Source organism: Bradyrhizobium sp. JR4.3 (assembly GCF_040547695.1).
Classification (GTDB): domain Bacteria; phylum Pseudomonadota; class Alphaproteobacteria; order Rhizobiales; family Xanthobacteraceae; genus Bradyrhizobium; species Bradyrhizobium canariense.
Genome location: NZ_JBEPQF010000025.1, coordinates 1 through 18,337, shown reverse-complemented (window position 1 = coordinate 18,337; position 18,337 = coordinate 1). Strand labels below are relative to the sequence as shown.

Here is an 18,337-nt window from a genome sequence, read left to right as displayed (position 1 = left end):
GTTGCTAGGCGATGAAGTAGCCGTGAAGCAGTTCTGCCCGATGGCTTTCCGCCTGATTCAGGACATCCGACGTCGGAACAGCGACAGCGGATTGCAAGCGCGCGACGTCGGATGGATCATGAAGGTTAGCGAAGATGACGTCCTGCAGCACGGAAGCGTGGGTGTAGAGATCTCCGCTCGCCTGCAATCCGGCCGAGCTCGCCAAGACCGCATGTCCACCGGTCGGACCGTCACCAAAAACAAACCCATCGTTGGCTCCGACTGAGACCACCGCAGGCAAGGGGAATTTCCCGCCCGGGCTCAATCCACTCGCGGAACGGAATAAGAAGGCTTCATCGGTCCTCTGTGCGGTTGCGGCGAAACTTTGAGCCGCCGAAGGAACACCAATGATGCCATCGCCGTTGAGATCTTGATGAAAGATGGACTCGTACGATTGTAGTGCAGCATTGCTGCCGGAGACGAAGCTCAGCGGGGTCGCAGTGTAGTTACCGTTCGAGGCGGTGGTCCAAATATTGTACTGGCCGGTGCTCGCATTCTTCCACGCCACATCGTAGCCGCTGCCCGTCTGCTCAGCCCCGATCGGCGCCCACCCTGGCCACATGCCGACAGTGACCGGCGCTCCCGAAAACACAAGCTCCGGTCCCGTTCCACCCGCCACGGGATTGAGGAAATAATCGCTTCCAATTTGGACCAAACTGGTCGACCCAGCGGACTCGATCGTCACCGTCGCAACATTGCCGACACCGATGGTGCCATCGCCGTTGAGATCTTGATGAAAGATGGACTCGTACGATTGTAGTGCAGCATTGCTGCCGGAGACGAAGCTCAGCGGGGTCGCAGTGTAGTTACCGTCGGAGTCGGTGGTCCAAATATTGTACTGCCCGGTGCTCGCATTCTTCCACGCCACATCGTAGCCGCTGCCCGTCTGCTCAGCCCCGATCGGCGCCCACCCTGGCCACATGCCGACAATGACCGGCGCCGCCGAAAACACAAGCTCCCGTCCCGTTCCACCCGCCACAGGATTGAGAAAATAATCGTTTCCAACTTGGACCAAACTTGTCGCCCCGGCGGACTCGATCGTTGCCGTCGCAACATTGCCGACACCGATGATGCCATCGCGGTTGAGATCTTGATGAAAGATCGGCTCGTAGGATTGTAATACAGCATTGCTGCCGGAGACGAAGCTCAGCGGGGTCGCAATGTAGTTACCGTTCGAGTCGGTGGTCCAAATATTGTACTGCCCGGTGCCCGCATTCTTCCATGCCACATCGTAGCCACCGCCCGTCTGCTCCGCCCCGATGGGCGCCCATCCCGCCCACATTTGAACCGTGACCGGCGCACCGCCAAACTTCAGCGAAGGACCAGCGCCGCCGGCGGTCGCGTTCATGAAGTAGTTGCTTCCCGCCTGCACCAGGCTCGTCGAACCGTAGGACTCGACCGTGGTCGGCGAGCTGGTCGCCAGATGAAATCCGAGCGCGTCGAGCTGCTTGAGGTCGATGGCCGTCAACCCTTGAATGGTAGTGCCGGTATAGTATTCATTGAACGGATCGTTGGGCCCCTGCACACCGCTATTGAGGAAGTCGCTCGGGTCGGAGTTCTGGCCGTAATCGGCGACCTTGGTAGCGCCACCGTCAAGCGAGAAATACGCCGCCGGCGCAGTCGCGCCGCCCTGGAACAGACGCGCGCCGGGACTCGTGAAGCGGTAGAGGTCGAAGACATCGGGCGCCGAACCATAGGGCACACGGCCCATGGCGTGGGTCAACTCGTGCAGCGCGACGCCCACCAGCAGGTTGGAATTGATGTCCGTGGAGAAATTCGCGCTGGCATCGTCGGTCGTGGTGTCATTGGCGCCAATGACGCCCCAGAGCTTGAGCTGCGCGTTCCAGACTGCGACGTTCGTCTGTCCTTGAACCGTTGTGCCGGCCGGCAAGCTGTTGAACGTGGTGTCGCCGACGCTCGCGTTGTTGATCAACTCCGAGCGGGTCCACGCGTAGCTTTCATAAAAGCCGCTGTCCGGGCCGGCTGCGGCGCCCCCGCCCGTGCCGCTATAGTCGATGTTGATGTTGACGGTGATCTTGTCGGTGATGTTCGCGGCCAGGATCGCAACGGCCTCCTGCAAGCCGTTCTTGAAGCTGGCCGGAGCCGCCTGTGCCGCTGCATCGAGGATCAGGTTGATGGTGATGCCGCCCGCGGTGACCGACGTGATCGAGCCGGATGTGGAGCCGCCCGATGTCGAGCCTCCCGCTGTGGCGGGGATGTAGCTCCCCTGAATGCTGTTGCCCGCGACCGTGTAAAACGGATCGTCAGAAAGATTGTCTTGGGCGAATGCGCTTCTCATCGTCTGATCTCGACTTGGGGTCGCAGCAGTCGGAGTCGTCGAAAGCCTGACTAGCAACGAATCGCTACGCTCGATACCGGCAATATCATGCCTGGAGTACAAGGATTGACCTGGCGGCGTTAAATTCCAGTTTCGACGGAACCGGCAAATACGACCGACGGCGCAAAGGATCTATACATACTAGACTGCGCGCCAATCCGCGCAATTACCGGGACGTTGCGGGATCCGGCCGGAACTCCGTCGGTACTGCTCGAGTATCAGCCTTCGGCCATTGAATTTCTGCTTGATTTGCCCGATCACAGAGGACTGCGGTATCACCCCGCCCTCTCGGAGCCCCCGAAAATGCCAGTCCCACACGCCTCCCAAGCCCTGTCGCGGTTCACCGTGCTCGATCTGACCCGCGTCCGGTCCGGGCCCACCTGCGTGCGACAGCTCGCGGACTGGGGCGCGAGCGTGATCAAGATCGACGCGCTGACCGAGGATGCCGGCGGCGAGCAGCCGGGCGGGCCGCGGCGAGGCTCCGACTTCCAGAATTTGCATCGCAACAAGCGGGCGATGACGCTGAACCTCAAGGACGAGCGCGGGCTCGGCGTGTTCAAGCGCCTCGCCGCCAAGGCCGACGTCGTGGTGGAGAATTTCCGCCCGGACGTGAAGAAGAAGCTCGGTATCGATTATGAGGGCCTCGCCAAGATCAATCCGCGCCTCGTCTACGGTAGCATCTCCGGCTTCGGCCAGGACGGGCCCTACCACAAGCGGCCGGGCTTCGATCAGATCGCGCAAGGCATGGGCGGGTTGATGTCGATCACCGGCGCGCCGGGCGAAGGGCCGATGCGGGTTGGCATTCCGGTCGCCGACCTCACCGCCGGTCTATTCTGTGCCATGGGGATCCTCACCGCACTGCTGGAACGCGAGGTCTCGGGCAAGGGCCAGTGGGTGCAGACCTCGCTGCTGCAGGCCCAGATCTTCATGCTCGACTTCCAGGCCGCACGCTGGCTGATGGAGAAGGAAGTGGCAAAGCAGGCCGGTAACAACCACCCGACCAGCATTCCGACCGGCGTGTTCAAGACCTCGGACGGCTACATCAACATCGCCACTACGGGCGGCCGAATCTGGGAGCGTTGCGCGCAGGCGATCGGCGCGCCGGAACTCTACAGCCATCCCGACTATCTGACCGCGCCGGCCCGCTCCAAGAACCGCGACGCGCTCACTGCAGAGATCGAGAAGCGTACCTTGACGAAGTCCACCGAGACCTGGGTCCGCGAACTCAACGAGGCCGGCGTGCCCTGCGGGCCGATTTACGCCATCGACCAGATGTTCGAAGACGAGCAGGTCAAGCATCTCGGCATTGCGCAGGAGGTGCCGAATGACGAGGGTCGCGAGATCCGCCTGGTCGGCCAGCCCGTGACGCTGTCGCGCACGCCGAGCAGGATGGTGGCGCGGCCGCCAGAGTTCGGCGAGCAGACCGAGGAAGTGCTGAAGGAGTTCGGCTTCGGCGCGGATGAGATTGCGCGGCTCAAAGAAGCCAAAGTAGTATAGGCCCACTCACAACAGACGGACGCGTGTCCTGACATGACAAAGCCCGGCTTGAGGCCGGGCTCTGCCATTGAATGCGCAGGAAAGCCTGGGCCTTGCCTCAGTACTTGGCGACGACCGGTCCGGAAAACCGATAGTTCACGCCCACGCGAACGATATTGTCGGTGAAGCGAGTGCCGAAGTTTGCCGTCGTCGTGGTCGTGGTCACGGTGTTGAAACCGACGCCAGGCGTGTTGAGCGCGTTGGTGACGGTGGTCGCGCTGGCCGAAGCTCCATTGAACGAGCCGAGATCCATGTAGAGATATTCGACCTTCACCGACCAGCTGCGGTCGATCGCGAACTCGCCGCCAGCACCCACGGTCCAACCGGCGTTGGTGCCGCCCCAGCCAATTCCGACGGCCGGAGCACTCGCGTCCAGATGTCCATATGCTAAGCCTCCGGTCGCATACAGAAGGATGCGCGGAGAGGCGAGCCAGCCGACACGACCCCGCACGGTACCGAACCAATCTAGCTTGTAGTTGGCCGGAAACAGCGCCGAACCTGTCGGACAGCCAACCGCCACGCAGATAGTGCCAGTCGATTTCTCATCGCTGGCCTGAAGGTCGGCCTCGAGGCCCACGAGCCAATTGCTCTGCTGCCAGTTGTAACCGAACTGGCCGCCGCCGATGACGCCATCGACGTTGGAGCGGCCCCAGACCGGAACCGCGCCCAGCGCCGTCACGACCGGAGCGCCCACCGGGGTCGGACCTGCCGTACGGAATATCTGGGCGCTCGATACGCCGGTTAGCGTGCCGTCGTCGCGTTCGCGACCCCAGCTATAGCCGACGTTGCCGCCGACATAAAAACCGCTCCAATTGTACCCGGGGTCGACCATGACAGGCGCCTTCGCGTAAGGCCTCGCCGCCAGGTCCGCCGCCACGGCGTTGGTTCCAACTAGGGAGATCACGGTCGTAACCGCCAATGCAATCTGCTTCATCAAAAAACCCCTTCCCGCTAAATCTGGCCAAAGGATAGGCTTTAGCGCGGGGCCTGGCTGTCACACAGCGGCAACATTGAGAAACAATCGTGCTCAAAGCAGCCGAGGATGACGAGCACGTTAAGCCTGCGTAGAGCCTTGATTTTACTACTTATTTGAATGAAGCCTAGCGCGGCCGCGAGTTCGCGCGTTGCGACACTCCGACCCTGGCAAGCAAGCTGTCGATCACTGGCCAGAATAGCAGCATGATCGCCAGCGTCGTGATCGAGCCGACCAGCCCGTTCGACCAGAACACATTGAGGTCGCCGCCGGCGCCGATCATCGACAGACGGAAGGCGTCCTCGGCGCGGTTGCCGAGCACGAGCGCCAGCGTGAACGGCGCGAGCGGAATGCCGATCTTCTTGAAGACGTAGCCAACGACGCCGAAGCCGAGCATCAGCCAGATGTCGAACATCGCGTTCTGGATCGCATAGGCGCCGATCGCGCATGACACCACGATCATCGGCGCCACCGCGGCGAACGGCACGCGCAGGATCGAGGCGAAGATCGGCACCGTCGTCAGCACCAGCACGAGGCCGACGACATTGCCGAGATACATCGAGGCGATCAGGCCCCAGACGAAGTCTTTGTGCTCGACGAACAGCAACGGTCCCGGATTGAGCCCCCACACCATCAACCCGCCGAGCAGGATCGCGGCGGTTCCGGAGCCGGGAATGCCGAGCGCCAGCATCGGCAGCAGCGCCGCGGTGCCGGAGGCATGCGCCGCCGTCTCCGGCGCGAACACGCCCTCGATGCGGCCCTTGCCGAAGCTCTCGGGATCCTTGGAGAAACGCTTGGCCAGGTTATAGCCCATGAAGGAGGCCGCGATCGCGCCGCCCGGGGTAATGCCGAGCCAGCAGCCGATGAAGGAGGAGCGCAGCAGCGTCACCCAGTATTTCGGCAGGTCCTTCCACACACTCAGCACGACGCGCAACGAAATGCTCGCCGCGTGTCCGCGCAGCGCGAGGCGCTCCTCCATCGTCAGCAGGATCTCGCTGATGCCGAACAGGCCGATGACGGCGACGAGGAAGTTGATGCCGCGTAAAAGTTCGGACGAGCCGAAGGTCATGCGCAGATTGCCCGACACCGTGTCCATGCCGATGCCGGCGAGCAACAGCCCCAGCGACATCGAGATGACAGTCTTGTGCTTGGCCTCGCGCCCCAGCCCGACGAAGGAGCAGAAGGTCAGCAAATATACCGCGAAGAACTCGGGCGGGCCGAACTTCAGCGCAAAGGACGAGATCATCGGGGCGAGGAAGGTGATCATGAGCACCGCGACCAGCGAGCCGATGAAGGAGGACGTGAACGCCGCCGTCAGCGCCTCCGCTGCCCTGCCCTGCTGCGCCATCGGATAGCCGTCGAAAGTGGTCGCGACCGACCAGGCCTCGCCCGGGATGTTGAACAGGATCGAGGTGATCGCGCCGCCGAACAGCGCGCCCCAGTAGATGCAGGACAGCATTACGATCGCCGAGGTCGGATCCATCGTGAAGGTGAGCGGCAGCAGGATCGCAACGCCGTTGGGGCCGCCAAGGCCCGGCAGCACGCCGACGAAGATGCCGAGCACCAGCCCGACCATCATCAGCACGAGCGTCTTCCACGTCAGCAGGACGGCGAAGCCATGAAGCAAGAGACCGAAAGCTTCCATCGCGGGCCCGCCTAGTAGCCGAAGGCCGCTTCGAGCGGCCCTTTCGGCATGATAACGTCGAAGGCGATGTCGAAGGTGACGAACATGATCGCCGTGAATACGATAGCGGTGAGCAGCGACTTCCACAGCGCGATCTTGCCGACAAGGCGCATGAAGCTGGCGATCAACAGGAAGCTCGCGACATAGAGGCCGAGAAACTGCGTCGCCAGACAGAACAGCAGCGTCGGCACGAACACCGCCATGACGCGGCGGGCTTGCGCGCGCGTGACGAAGGTCTCAGCTGCCGCGCGGTGCGCGACCAGCGCCGCGATCAGGCCGTAGAGGCTGGCACCACCGAGAATGACGGAGAGGTAGAACGGGAAATAGCCGGGCTCCGGCCCGGTCGAATCCCAGGAGGCGCCGGTGCGCCAATTGTCGTAGCCGAGCGTGGCGGCCAGCGCGAGCAACAGGAGACAGACGAATATCTCGATCGTGCCGGAGGAGACGACGGAAGGCGAGTCGTTTTCGGGCGCGGTCGGATCGTCGACGACAATTTCAAGATCGGTTTGGGGCATGAGCCATCAGGTGCAAACTGCGTTCCCCCTCTCCCCGCTTGCGGAGAGAGGGTTGGGGTGAGGGGGAGTCTCAACGGGGACGGCGAGAGTTGGACTCGCGGAGAGAGCCCTCACCCAACCCTCCCAGCGCGAGCGAAGCTCGTCGCGCTCCCGCAAGCGGGGAGAGGGAGAAGCCAAAGCTACTTCGCGACGAACCCGGCTTCCGTCATCAGCGACTTGTTGACTGCATCGTCCTCCTCGAGGAATTGCACCATGTCCTTGCCGGTGAGGAAGATCGGCTTCAGCGCCTGTTTTTCCATGTAGTCCTTGTATTCCGCGGTCTGTGTCACCTTGTGGAACAGCTCGACATAGAACGCCTGCTGCTCAGCGGTGACCTTGCCGGGCAGGAACATCGCACGCAGCATCAGATACTGCACATCGACGCCCTCCTCCTTGCAGGTCGGGATGTCGGCCCAGGACTGCGTCTCCGTCACTTTGCTGGTGTAGGAGATTCGCTCCTTGTCGAACACGCAGAGCGGACGCACCTGGCCCGCGCGCCAGACTTCGAGATTTTCGGATGGATTGTTGACGTTGGATTCGGTGTGGTTGCCGACGAGTTGGGTCGCGGCCTCGCCGCCGGACTTGTAGGGCAAATAGGAGAATTTCGCGCCGGTCTTCTGCTCGAGGAACACGGTCAGCACGTGATCCTCGCGCTTCGAGCCGGTGCCGCCCATCTTGAACGGCGCGCTCGCCGCCTTCGCCGCGGCGACGAACTCCTTCACCGTCTTGGGACCCGCGCTGTTGTCCCACAGCACGAACTGGTCGAGCGCGATCACCGAAACGGGGGTCAGCTCACGCCAGTTGAACGGGATCTTTGCCGACAGCGGCAGCATGTAGATCAGCGAATAGGCGATCAGCACCTTGTTGGGGTCGCCCTCGCTGGATTTCATGTACATCAGTGCTTCGGCGCCGGAAGCCCCGCCCTTGAGCGAGACCACGATCGGCTGCTTCATCAGATTGTTCTTCTGGATGGCGGCCTGCATCATCCGCGCCATCTGGTCGGAGGCGCCGCCCGCGCCTGCCGCCACCACGATCTCGACCGGCTTGGTCGGCTCCCACCCAGCCAAGGCCGGCGCGCTCAACGATAGCACTGCTGCGACGCCAACAGCTTTCATTAGGATTCGCACGAGTTTCGTCCCCTGGATTGTTGGCTTTGTTTGCCAGGAATTTATCGATGCATTGTGCGGACTAATGCGGGCGAGTTCAAGCACACAGGCATCCGCTGTCAGTGACTTTCGACTGATGAAGCCAAGCCGGAGATTCGCTACTTGCCCTTCCAGTTCAGCGTGCGCTAGTTGAGGAAGGCGTCCATTCCCTCGCGGAAATCTTCGCTTATATGGGCCTCGAGGATCAGGTCCTCGCCATCCTCGCGCGCGACCGCGGGCAGCGGATATGGCGCACCGCTTCACCGGTCGCTTCCCCGCGTGAGCGCATGGGGAGCGACATGGATATGTTGCCTATTGGCCACGATGGCTGAAAATGCAAAGCGGAACAGGCCAGAACCCGGCGCGAATGGATAGCCGTTCATTGCAGGCTGTTGCGGCGCCATGAGATCATGTCGCAGGGTATAGGGGCATCAGTACGTGCCCGGGTTGCATGCTCGCGATAATTTCATTGCTGATTTGAGAAGATTAGATGGCCGAACCGATGGCAGGTGGGCGGATCGGATACGGGCTGCGATCCGTCGTGCGCCACTCCTTGGCGACCCTGCTGGCGACCACCGCGCTCGGCGTGGTCGCCGCGCGAGCCGTCGACGGCACCTGGGCCGGCGGCAGCAGCGACTGGACGAATGGCACGAACTGGTCATCCAACCCGGTCGTGCCGGACGGGACCGCAACGTTCACCAACACCGGAAGCACAGCGGTCGACAACAATAACGGTGTCGTTGTCATTGGCACGGTCCAGTTCACGAGCATCGCCCAGGCCTACTCCATCACGATTGGCAAGCCGTTCACCGTCAACGCGGCAGGCATTGTCAACAATTCCGGGACGACGCAGAATTTCGAAGTCACCTCCGGCAACAGTCTGGTGTTCCAGAACAGCAGTACCGCGCGCGGCGGCGTCGGGGCTGGAGCCGTCATCATCACGAACGACGCCGGCGGCCAGATCGATTTCTTCACCAGCGCTTCGGCCGGCAGCGCCACGATCAACAACCTCACGTCGGCGACGCTGAACTTCCACAACACCACGACCGCCGCCACTTCGACCATCACCAACGACGGAACGGTGAACTTCGACGGCTCCAGCACGGGCGGCGGCGCGCGTTTCGTTAACAATGCCGGTGGCACGGTCGATATTTCCGGCCTGACCAGCGGCGGGATGACCGCGGGCTCGATCGAAGGCGCCGGCAATTACGTGCTTGGCGCCAAGACCCTCACCACAGGCAGCCTCAACACCTCGACCCAGGTCGACGGCGTGATCTCCGGCATCGGCGGCGGACTGACCAAGGTCGGCACCGGCACGATGACGCTGACCGGCCTCAACAGCTACACCGGCGCGACGACGATCTCGGCGGGGACGCTTGCGATCTCCGGCTTCGGCAGCATCGCGAGCTCCAGCATCGTCACGGTGAACGCGACGTTCGATATCTCGGCAGTGACCCCGTCATCCGCCGCGATCACGACACTCGCCGGCAGCTCGAGCGGCGTCGTCAACATGGGCGGCAACGGGCTGTTCATCACCAACGGCTCGACCGAGTTCGCGGGCGTGATCCAGGGCACCACCGGTGGATTTGACGTCGCTGGCGGAACGCAGACCCTCTCCGGTGTGAACACTTACGCCAATGCCACACAGATCGATGCCGGCGCGACGTTGGCGCTGAAAGGCGGCGGATCGATCGCGAACTCGGCGAGCGTCACGTTCACGCCAGGCGCAGGCGGCACGTTCGACATCTCGCAAACAACCTCCGGCACGTCGGTGAACGCTCTGTTCTCCTTGACCGCTGGCGGCATCGTCGCACTTGGATCGAAGACACTGACAATCACCAGTGGCAGCTTCTTCGGCGGCGTCATTCAGGATGGCGGCATTGCGGGCGGCACCGGTGGCAACGTCGTGATCGCCAACGGCGCCACCCAGCAGCTCTACGGCACCAACACCTATACCGGCGCCACGACCATCGCGAGCGGCGGCGAGCTCGATCTCATCAATTTCGGCGGCAGCGATGGCAGCATCGCGACCTCGCGCAATGTCATCGCCAACGGCATCTTCGACATCTCGGCCCTGAGCGCCGGCACCTCGATCAAGTCGCTGGCGGGCTCCGGTAACGTCAACATCGGGGCCAACACACTGACCATCACCAACGGCATTGGCAATTTTGCGGGCGTCATCGACGACGGCGGCGCGGGTGGCGGCCTCACGCTGACCGGTGGCACGCAGGCGCTGTCCGGCGCCAACACCTATACCGGCGCCACCACGATCAACGGCGGCAAACTCGTCGTGGACGGCTCGATCCTGAGCCCGATCACCGTCAATGCCGGCGGCACACTCGCCGGCGGCGGTACGCTGCCCGGCCAGGGCCTCGTCGGCAATGTCACCGTCGATGGTGGTACGCTCGCGCCCGGCAGCAGCACGAATTCGTTCGCACCGCTAACGATCAACGGCCCCCTCAGCTTCACCGCGGCCTCGACCTATCTCGTGCAGGTCTCCTCCAGCAATGCCAGCCTCGCCAATGTCAACGGCGCGGCAACGCTCGGCAACGCGACGGTGAGCGCGATGTTCGGCTCGGGCACGATCAAGAAGCAGTACACCATCCTGTCGGCGACCGGCGGTTTTGGCGGCACCTCCTTCAACGCAGCCGTCCTCTCCAACATGCCGACGATCAACGCGTCGCTGAGCTACGGCACCAACGATGTATTCCTCAACATCGGCATCAACTTCGCGCCCAGCGGCGGCGGCCTCACCGTCAACCAGCAAAACGTTGCGAACACGCTGACCAGCTTCTTCAACTCGACCGGCGGCATTCCGGTAGCCTTCGCAGCGCTGACGCCGGCCGGGCTCACGACGGCCTCGGGCGAACTCGGCACCGGCATCATCCAGTCCGCGATCAATGCCGACGGGCAATTCCTCAATCTGATGCTCGACCCGACCGTCATCGGCCGCTCGGGCGGTTTCGCCAAGGCAGGCAGCGTCGCGCAATTCGCCGAGAGCGACGACGCGGCCGCCTATGCGTCCATGCGCCCGGCCAACGCGCGCGAGCGCGAGGCTTATGCGATGGCGACCAAGGCGCCGCTGCTCGTCTCCCAGCCGGCCAGCCGCTGGAGCCTCTGGACTGCCGGCTATGGCGGCTCGGCACAAGTCGGCGGCAATGCGCCGGTCGGCTCGCAAGACCTGACCGCACGAGCCTGGGGCGGCGCGGCCGGCGCCGACTACAGGGTTTCGGTGGACACGCTGGTCGGCTTCGCGCTCGGCGGCGGTGGACTGAGCTACTCGCTCGCCAATGCGATGGGTTCGGGCTCGGCAGACCTGTTCCAGGCCGGCGTCTACGGCCGGCACAATTTCGGACCGGCCTATATCTCCGCCGCGCTCGCTTATGGCTGGCACGACGTTACCACCAACCGCACCGTGGCGGCCGGCGGCTTCGACCAGCTGCAGGGCCGCTTCAAGGCCGACACCTTCTCGTCCCGCTTCGAGGGCGGCTACCGCTTCGCGACGCAGATGATCGGCCTCACCCCCTATGCGGCTGCGCAGGTGACGAACTTCAACCTGCCCAACTACTCCGAAGTCAGCCTCAATGGCGGCGGGCTGTTCGCGTTGAACTATGCCTCGCAATCGCTGACTGACCCCCGCTCCGAGCTCGGCCTGCGCACCGACAAATCGTACGCGATGCAGAACGGCGTGCTAACGCTGCGCGGTCGCGCCGCCTGGGCGCGCGATTACAATCCGGGCCGCGCCGTCACCGCGCTATTCCAGACCCTGCCGGGCACCAGCTTCGTCGTGAACGGCGCCCGGGTCGACTCCGACTCCGCGCTCGTCAGCGCCAGCGCCGAGATGAAATGGCTGAGCGGCTTCTCGATCGCCGGCACCTTCGACGGCGAGTTCTCCGGCAACGTCACCAGCTATGCCGGCAAGGGCGTGTTCAAGTACGCTTGGTGAGCCGACGTCGTGAGTTGACGAGGCCCCCTACTTCCCGCCTGCCATTGGCCGGAGACGCCCAAGATCACCCTGACGCGGCCGGTTGCCACATCACTCAGCGACGTGGTCTGCGGCACCTGGACGTCCAGCTGGTCGACCAACAAGAACGGCATGCCGGCTTCGCATAAAGGGAGAAGCGGGCAATTGTGATTCCGACAGGCGGAACCACTTGAATTGAATAGTTGCACGGCGCAATCGGCAGAGGACGCGCGCTACTTGCCCTTCCAGTTCGGCGTGCGCTTGTTGAGGAAGGCGTCCATTCCCTCGCGGAAATCTTCGCTCATATAGGCCTTAAGGATCAGATCCTCGCCCTCTTCGCGGGACAGCGTGCGGCGGATGCGGCGCACTGCCTCCTTGGTCGCTTCAAGCGTCAGCGGGGCGTGGCTCGCCACGAGCCTGGCGGTTTCGTCGGCGCGGCGCTGCAGCGTCTCGACATCAGGGACGATCTCGTTGAGGAGGCCGAGCGCCAGAGCTTCCGGCGCCTCGACGAGGCGCGCCTTGAAGATCAGATCCTTGGTGCGGGCGGGGCCGACCAGCGAGACGACGCGGCTGATGTTCGACATCGACAGGCAGTTGCCGAGCGTGCGCGCGATCGGAAAGCCGATGCGCGTCGCTTCAGTCCCGATGCGGAGGTCGCAGCAGGCCGCAATTCCGGCGCCGCCACCGGTGCATGCCCCCGCGATCGCCGCGATCACGGGCACGCGGCACTGCTCCAGCGTGCCGAGCACGCGGTCGATCCTCGCTTCATAGTCGAGTGCGTCCTGCGCGGTTTTGAACGCACGGAATTGAGAAATGTCGGTGCCGGAGGCAAACGCCTTGTCGCCAGTGCCGGTCAGGATCAGCGCCTTGATCGAGCGGTCGGTGTTGATCTCCTGGCAGATCTCCGCCATGCGCTCGTACATGGCGAAGGTCAGTGCGTTGCGCGCCTGCGGGCGGTTGAAGGTGATCCGCGCGATGCCGTCCGTGACGGAGTAGAGCAGGTCTTCGTTGGCGGTCGTCGGTGCGTTCATCGCGCGCTCTCTTTTCTCGAAGTTGGCTCAGGCAACCTGGGCCTTCAGGCCACCTGAGCTTTGGTCATCGGCACCGCGTCGCGTCCCTTCAGGACGTCCATGGCCGCCAACACGCCGCCGCTCCGGTGCGGGATCTTGGCAAGATCGAGGCCCATCTCGACGCCGGCGAGCGTCCCCATCAGCATCAGGTCGTTGAAATGGCCGATATGGCCGATACGGAACACCTTGCCCTTGATCTTGTTCAGGCCGGTGCCGAGCGACATGTCGAAGTTTTCCAGCACCACCTTGCGGAAGGCATCGGCGTCATGGCCATCAGGCACGCGCACGCCGGTCAGCGCCGGCGAATGCGCGGCAGGATCGGCGCACTGCGTCTCCAGGCCCCAGACCTTGATCGCGGCACGGGTCGCCGCGCTGTGGCGCTTGTGGCGGGTCCAGACGTTCTCGAGCCCCTCCTCTTCCAGCATCTTGATCGCCTCGCGTAGGCCGTAGAGCAAATTGGTGGCCGGCGTATAGGGGAAGGTGCCGAGCTTGTTGAAGCCGATGACCTCCTGCCAATCCCAATAGGAGCGCATGCCGGGGTTGGCCTTGGCCACCGCGAGCGCCTTCTCCGAGACGGCGTTGAAGCCGAGGCCCGGCGGCAGCATCAGGCCCTTCTGTGAGCCAGCCACCGAGACGTCGATGCCCCAGGCATCGTGCTCGTACTCCATCGAGCCGAGGCCGGAGATGGTGTCGACCATCAACAGCGCCGGATGCTTGACCCGGTCGAGCAGCTTGCGCACCTCCAGCGGCGGCGTCACGCAGCCGGTCGAGGTCTCATTGTGGACGACGCAGACCGCCTTGATCGTGTGCTGCTTGTCGGCGGCCAAGCGCTTCTCGATCTCGGCGAGATCGGCACCATGGCGCCAGTCGCTCGGGATGAAGTCGACGTCGAGCTTGAACTTGTCGGCGATACCGCGCCACAGCACGGCGAACTGGCCGGTCTCGCACATCAGCACCTTGTCACCGGGCGCGAGCACGTTGACCATCGCAGCTTCCCAGGCGCCGGTGCCGGACGAGGGGAAGATGATCACGGGCTGCTTGGTGCGGAACACCCGCTGCATGCCGGCGAGGACGGCGAAACCGAGCTCGGCGAACTCCGGACCGCGATGGTCCAGCGTCGGCATGTCCATCGCCCGCAGCACCCGGTCGGGCACGTTGGTCGGTCCTGGAATCTGGAGAAAATGCCTTCCAGTGTGCACGTTCATCGGCGTCCTTCCCGGTCTTTGAGTCTGTCTTTTGCGTCTGTCTTGGCTTTGAGCTCAACTTGACTTCGAGCCCTTTGGCCTCAAGGGGTGCGCAAGCCGCTCGAATATCACTATTCGCCGGGCTTGTCCCTCGCCCGGCGGGGTCCGTCAATGCACAAGAAGCAGGGCTCGCCTTGCCAAGGGCCGTGACCGAAGGCAAGACGGGGGCGGCGAACAGGCAAGAGCGGACCATGGCGGCGGAAGTGCCCGGGAAATCACAGGAATCGGCCAAAAAGGACGGCATCGCGGCCCGTCTGGCCCGGGAAGTGACCGGCGACGTCCTGTTCGACGCTTTCAGCCGGGGCCGCTACGCCACGGACGCTTCCTTCTACCAGATCGTGCCCACTGGCGTAGTGGTGCCGCGCACCATGGACGAGGCCTTGCGGGCGCTGGCGATCGCGCGCGACGAGGGATTGAAGGTGACCCCGCGCGGCGGCGGCACCTCGCAATGCGGCCAGACCGTCAATGACGGTCTCGTGGTCGATCTCTCGAAGCACCTGAACCGGATCCTGTCGCTCGACGTCGAGGGGCGCACCTGCGTTGTCGAGCCCGGCATCGTGCTCGACGACCTCAACCGCCAGCTGAAAAAGCATGGCCTCTGGTTTCCGGTCGACGTCTCCACGGCCTCGCGCGCCACCATCGGCGGCATGGCGGGCAACAATTCCTGCGGCGGGCGTAGCCTGCGCTACGGCACCATGCGCGACAACACGCTGTCGATGGAAGCCGCGCTTGCCGACGGCACGCTGAGCCAATACGGCGAGGTGTCGCGCGATCTCTCCGATCTCGATGCGAACGGCAGCGCCCGTGCCCTATTCCGCGACATGCTCGATCTCGGCGCCCGCGAGGCCGGGGAGATCGCCGCGCGCTTTCCAAAAGTGCAGCGCCGTGTCGGCGGCTACAATCTCGATGCGCTGGTGCCGCGCAACGCCCGCAACAACATGGCGCATCTGCTGGTGGGTTCCGAAGGCACGCTGGCGTTCACCACCAAGGTCGAGCTGAAGCTCTGGCCCGTGATCCGCAACAAGGCCCTCGGCGTCTGCCATTTCGGCAGCTTCTACGAGGCGATGGATGCGGCTCAGCATCTGGTCAAGCTGAAGCCGATCGCGGTCGAGCTGGTTGACCGCACCATGCTCGCGCTCGGCCGTGACATCGCGATGTTCCGGCCCATCATCTCCGCCGCGATCAAGGGTGATCCGGATGCGGTGCTGGTGGTCGAGTTCGCCGAGGAGGACCAGGCGGACAATTTCGTGCGCCTGAAGCAGCTCGGCGAGCTGATGGGCGATCTCGGCTTCAACTGGAATAACGACAAGCGCAAATGGGGCGGCGTGGTGGAAATCACAGAGCCCGCACTCCAGAGCGGGATCGCCGATTTCCGCGCCGCCGGCCTCAACGTCATGATGTCGATGAAGCAGGAAGGAAAGCCCGTCTCCTTCGTCGAGGACTGCGCCGTGCCGCTGCCGCATCTCGCCGACTACACCGCGCGGCTGGGCGAGGTGTTTGCCAAGCACGGCACCAGCGGCACCATGTATGCTCACGCCTCCGAAGGCTGCCTGCATGTGCGGCCCGTGCTGAATTTGAAGCTGGAGAAGGACGTCAAGGCGATGCGGGCCATCGCCGAGGAAGCCTTCGAACTGGTGCGCGAGTACAAGGGCTCGCATTCCGGCGAGCACGGAGATGGCCTGGTGCGCTCCGAATTCCACGCAACCATGTTCGGCGAGCGCCTCGTCGCCGACTTCCGCGAGGTGAAGCAACGCTTCGATCCCGATGGCGTGCTCAATCCCGGCAAGATCGTCGACGCTCCCAGGATGGACGACCGCTCGCTGTTTCGCTTCAAACCGGACTATCGCGTCGCTGAGCTCAAGACAAAACTCGACTGGTCCGCTTATCCCGGGGCCGGCGGCGGTTTCCAAGGCGCGGTCGAGATGTGCAACAACAACGGCGCCTGCCGCAAGCTCGAGGGCGGCGTGATGTGTCCGTCCTACCGGACGACGCGCAACGAGAAGGACGTGACGCGAGGCCGCGCCAACACGCTGCGCCTCGCAATCTCCGGCCAGCTTGGCGCGGGCGCACTCTCCTCCGACGAGATGATGGAGACGTTGAAGCTCTGCGTGTCCTGCAAGGCCTGCCGCCACGAATGTCCGACCGGCGTCGACATGGCCAAGATGAAGATCGAGGTGCTGGCCGCACGCGCGGCCTCGCAAGGTCTGACCTTGCGCGACCGGCTCGTCGCCTATCTCCCGCGCTATGCGGGCCTCGCCTCACGCTTCGCGGCGCTGGTAAATTTGCGCAACCGCAGCCCGCTGCTGCGAAAGCTGTTCGAGCGCTTTGCCGGCATCAGCGCGCGGCGGGCGCTGCCCGCCTTCCGCAGCGACGTGTTCGCGCCGCCTGCCGAACCGGTCGGGCCGGAGACTGGCCGCGAGGTCGTGCTGTTCGCCGATACCTTCAACCGCATCTATGAGCGCGAAAATCTCGACGCCGCGTTGCGCGTGCTCGCAGCCGGCGGCTATCGCGTGCATCTGCCGAAACCCGCAAGCGGCAGCCGTCCGCTGTGCTGCGGCCGCACGTTCCTGTCAGCTGGCCTCGTCGACGAAGCCAGAGCCGAACTCGATCGTCTCGTCGCCGCATTCGCGCCCTTTGCCGGGCGCGGCGTCCCGATCGTCGGGCTTGAGCCAAGCTGCCTTTTGACCTTGCGCGACGAGCTCGCCTCGCTGCGCAAGGACGATGACGCCAAGGCGGTTGGCGCCCACGCGCTGACCTTCGAGGAATTCCTGGTGCGCGAGGCCGAGGCCGGCCGGCTGAAACTGCCGCTCGGCCCCCTTGCCGACAAAGCCCTGGTGCACGGCCATTGCCATCAAAAGTCCTTCGGCGCCTTCAAGCCGGTCGAGCAGGTGCTGCGCCTCATCCCTCGCCTTGACGTCGAGACCATCGAGTCAAGCTGCTGCGGCATGGCCGGCGCCTTCGGTTATGGCGCGGACACCTACGATGCCTCGATGGAGATGGCCGAGCTGTCGCTATTGCCCGCCGTGCGGCGCGCGGATCAGGCGACGCTGATCGTTGCCGACGGCACCTCCTGCCGGCACCAGATCCACGACGGCGCCCAGCGCGAGGCGCTTCACGTCGCGCGCGTGCTCGCGATGAGCCTCGATCGTGCGAAGACCCAATCCACAACCCCTCCCATTGCAAAGGAAACCAATCGTGGCTGACCTCACCCTCGACACCGCCCGCAAGATCCTCGACGCCGCCTTCGCGAAATCCACCGAGTTGAAGCTGAAGCCGCTCGTCGTCACCATCCTCGACGCACGCGGGGTGCTCAAGATCGCCGCGGCGCAGGACGGCACCAGCCTGATGCGCGCCGAGATCGCGCACGGCAAGGCCTATGGCGCGCTCGCATTGGGCATGGGCTCGCGCGCTCTCTTCCAGCGCGCGCAGGAGCAGGCCTATTTCATCGACGCCATGAACACCATGGCCAAGGGCGCGCTGGTGCCGGTCCCCGGCGGCGTGCTGATCATGGACGGCACGACGCTGCTCGGCGCCGTCGGCGTCTCCGGCGACACCTCGGACAATGACGAGGCGTGTGCCGTGGCGGGCATCCAGGCTGCGGGGTTGAAGGCCAACGCGGGATAGTGATCGTCCACGCACGCAGAGCTCCTGCGCTTCACAAGACGTTATGGAGTGCGGCGCGTAGGATCGCCTGTTGAGCGACCCGAGACATAGGTGACAGTTCGTACCGGACACATGGGTTACACTTTCCGCTTTTGTTCTGCGGGAGGTGTAGATGCCGTGGAAAGCG

At 64.0% G+C, this 18,337-nt stretch carries 12 protein-coding genes; 4 read left to right on the top strand and 8 right to left on the bottom strand.

The genetic code is table 11. From position 1 onward, the window contains the following. Positions 1 to 4: 4 nt before the first annotated feature. A complete protein-coding gene (locus ABIB91_RS30325; RefSeq protein WP_354169935.1) occupies positions 5 to 2,338 on the bottom strand; it encodes an NF038122 family metalloprotease in 2,334 nt (777 codons plus the stop codon). A gap of 342 nt (positions 2,339 to 2,680) precedes the next feature. Here ABIB91_RS30325 and ABIB91_RS30320 point away from each other — a divergent pair, with 342 nt between their 5' ends. After that, positions 2,681 to 3,874 carry a CaiB/BaiF CoA transferase family protein gene (locus ABIB91_RS30320; protein WP_354169933.1) on the top strand — a complete coding sequence of 398 codons (1,194 nt, stop codon included), beginning with the start codon at positions 2,681 to 2,683 and terminating at the stop codon, positions 3,872 to 3,874. Between the two features lie 97 nt (positions 3,875 to 3,971). Here ABIB91_RS30320 and ABIB91_RS30315 read toward each other — a convergent pair whose 3' ends face one another. The 4 genes from ABIB91_RS30315 to ABIB91_RS30300 all read right to left on the bottom strand — a co-directional run bounded on the left by ABIB91_RS30315 (position 3,972) and on the right by ABIB91_RS30300 (position 8,239). After that, on the bottom strand, positions 3,972 to 4,847 hold the full coding sequence (locus ABIB91_RS30315; protein ID WP_354169931.1) for an outer membrane protein: 876 nt from the start codon (positions 4,845 to 4,847) through the stop codon (positions 3,972 to 3,974). Positions 4,848 to 5,013: 166 nt separating this feature from the next. Further along, positions 5,014 to 6,531 carry a tripartite tricarboxylate transporter permease gene (locus tag ABIB91_RS30310; protein ID WP_354169929.1) on the bottom strand — a complete coding sequence of 506 codons (1,518 nt, stop codon included), beginning with the start codon at positions 6,529 to 6,531 and terminating at the stop codon, positions 5,014 to 5,016. An 11-nt stretch (positions 6,532 to 6,542) separates the two neighbouring features. Next, positions 6,543 to 7,085 (bottom strand): tripartite tricarboxylate transporter TctB family protein, encoded by a 543-nt coding sequence (locus tag ABIB91_RS30305; protein ID WP_354169927.1) that lies wholly within the window; start codon positions 7,083 to 7,085, stop codon positions 6,543 to 6,545. A gap of 179 nt (positions 7,086 to 7,264) precedes the next feature. Then, positions 7,265 to 8,239 (bottom strand): Bug family tripartite tricarboxylate transporter substrate binding protein, encoded by a 975-nt coding sequence (locus tag ABIB91_RS30300; protein ID WP_354169925.1) that lies wholly within the window; start codon positions 8,237 to 8,239, stop codon positions 7,265 to 7,267. 520 nt (positions 8,240 to 8,759) lie between these two features. Here ABIB91_RS30300 and ABIB91_RS30290 point away from each other — a divergent pair. Then, on the top strand, positions 8,760 to 12,215 hold the full coding sequence (locus ABIB91_RS30290) for an autotransporter outer membrane beta-barrel domain-containing protein (protein WP_354169923.1): 3,456 nt from the start codon (positions 8,760 to 8,762) through the stop codon (positions 12,213 to 12,215). Here the strand turns inward: ABIB91_RS30290 and ABIB91_RS30285 are convergent. From ABIB91_RS30285 to ABIB91_RS30275, 3 genes are read right to left on the bottom strand one after another with little or no spacing between them, the layout of a single operon-like run. Continuing rightward, positions 12,179 to 12,442, bottom strand: coding sequence for a GspMb/PilO family protein (locus ABIB91_RS30285; RefSeq protein WP_354169921.1), 264 nt, complete (start codon positions 12,440 to 12,442; stop codon positions 12,179 to 12,181). The genes ABIB91_RS30290 and ABIB91_RS30285 overlap by 37 nt on opposite strands. A gap of 24 nt (positions 12,443 to 12,466) precedes the next feature. Beyond that, entirely contained in the window at positions 12,467 to 13,264 is a 798-nt protein-coding gene (locus ABIB91_RS30280; protein ID WP_354129491.1) for an enoyl-CoA hydratase/isomerase family protein, read from the bottom strand. A 44-nt stretch (positions 13,265 to 13,308) separates the two neighbouring features. Then, positions 13,309 to 14,508, bottom strand: coding sequence for a pyridoxal-phosphate-dependent aminotransferase family protein (locus ABIB91_RS30275; protein ID WP_354169919.1), 1,200 nt, complete (start codon positions 14,506 to 14,508; stop codon positions 13,309 to 13,311). 230 nt (positions 14,509 to 14,738) lie between these two features. Here ABIB91_RS30275 and ABIB91_RS30270 point away from each other — a divergent pair, with 230 nt between their 5' ends. Continuing rightward, a complete protein-coding gene (locus ABIB91_RS30270) occupies positions 14,739 to 17,750 on the top strand; it encodes an FAD-binding and (Fe-S)-binding domain-containing protein (RefSeq protein ID WP_354169917.1) in 3,012 nt (1,003 codons plus the stop codon). Next, entirely contained in the window at positions 17,743 to 18,171 is a 429-nt protein-coding gene (locus ABIB91_RS30265; RefSeq protein ID WP_007601896.1) for a GlcG/HbpS family heme-binding protein, read from the top strand. The genes ABIB91_RS30270 and ABIB91_RS30265 overlap by 8 nt, the downstream gene beginning before the upstream one ends. Positions 18,172 to 18,337: the final 166 nt, after the last annotated feature.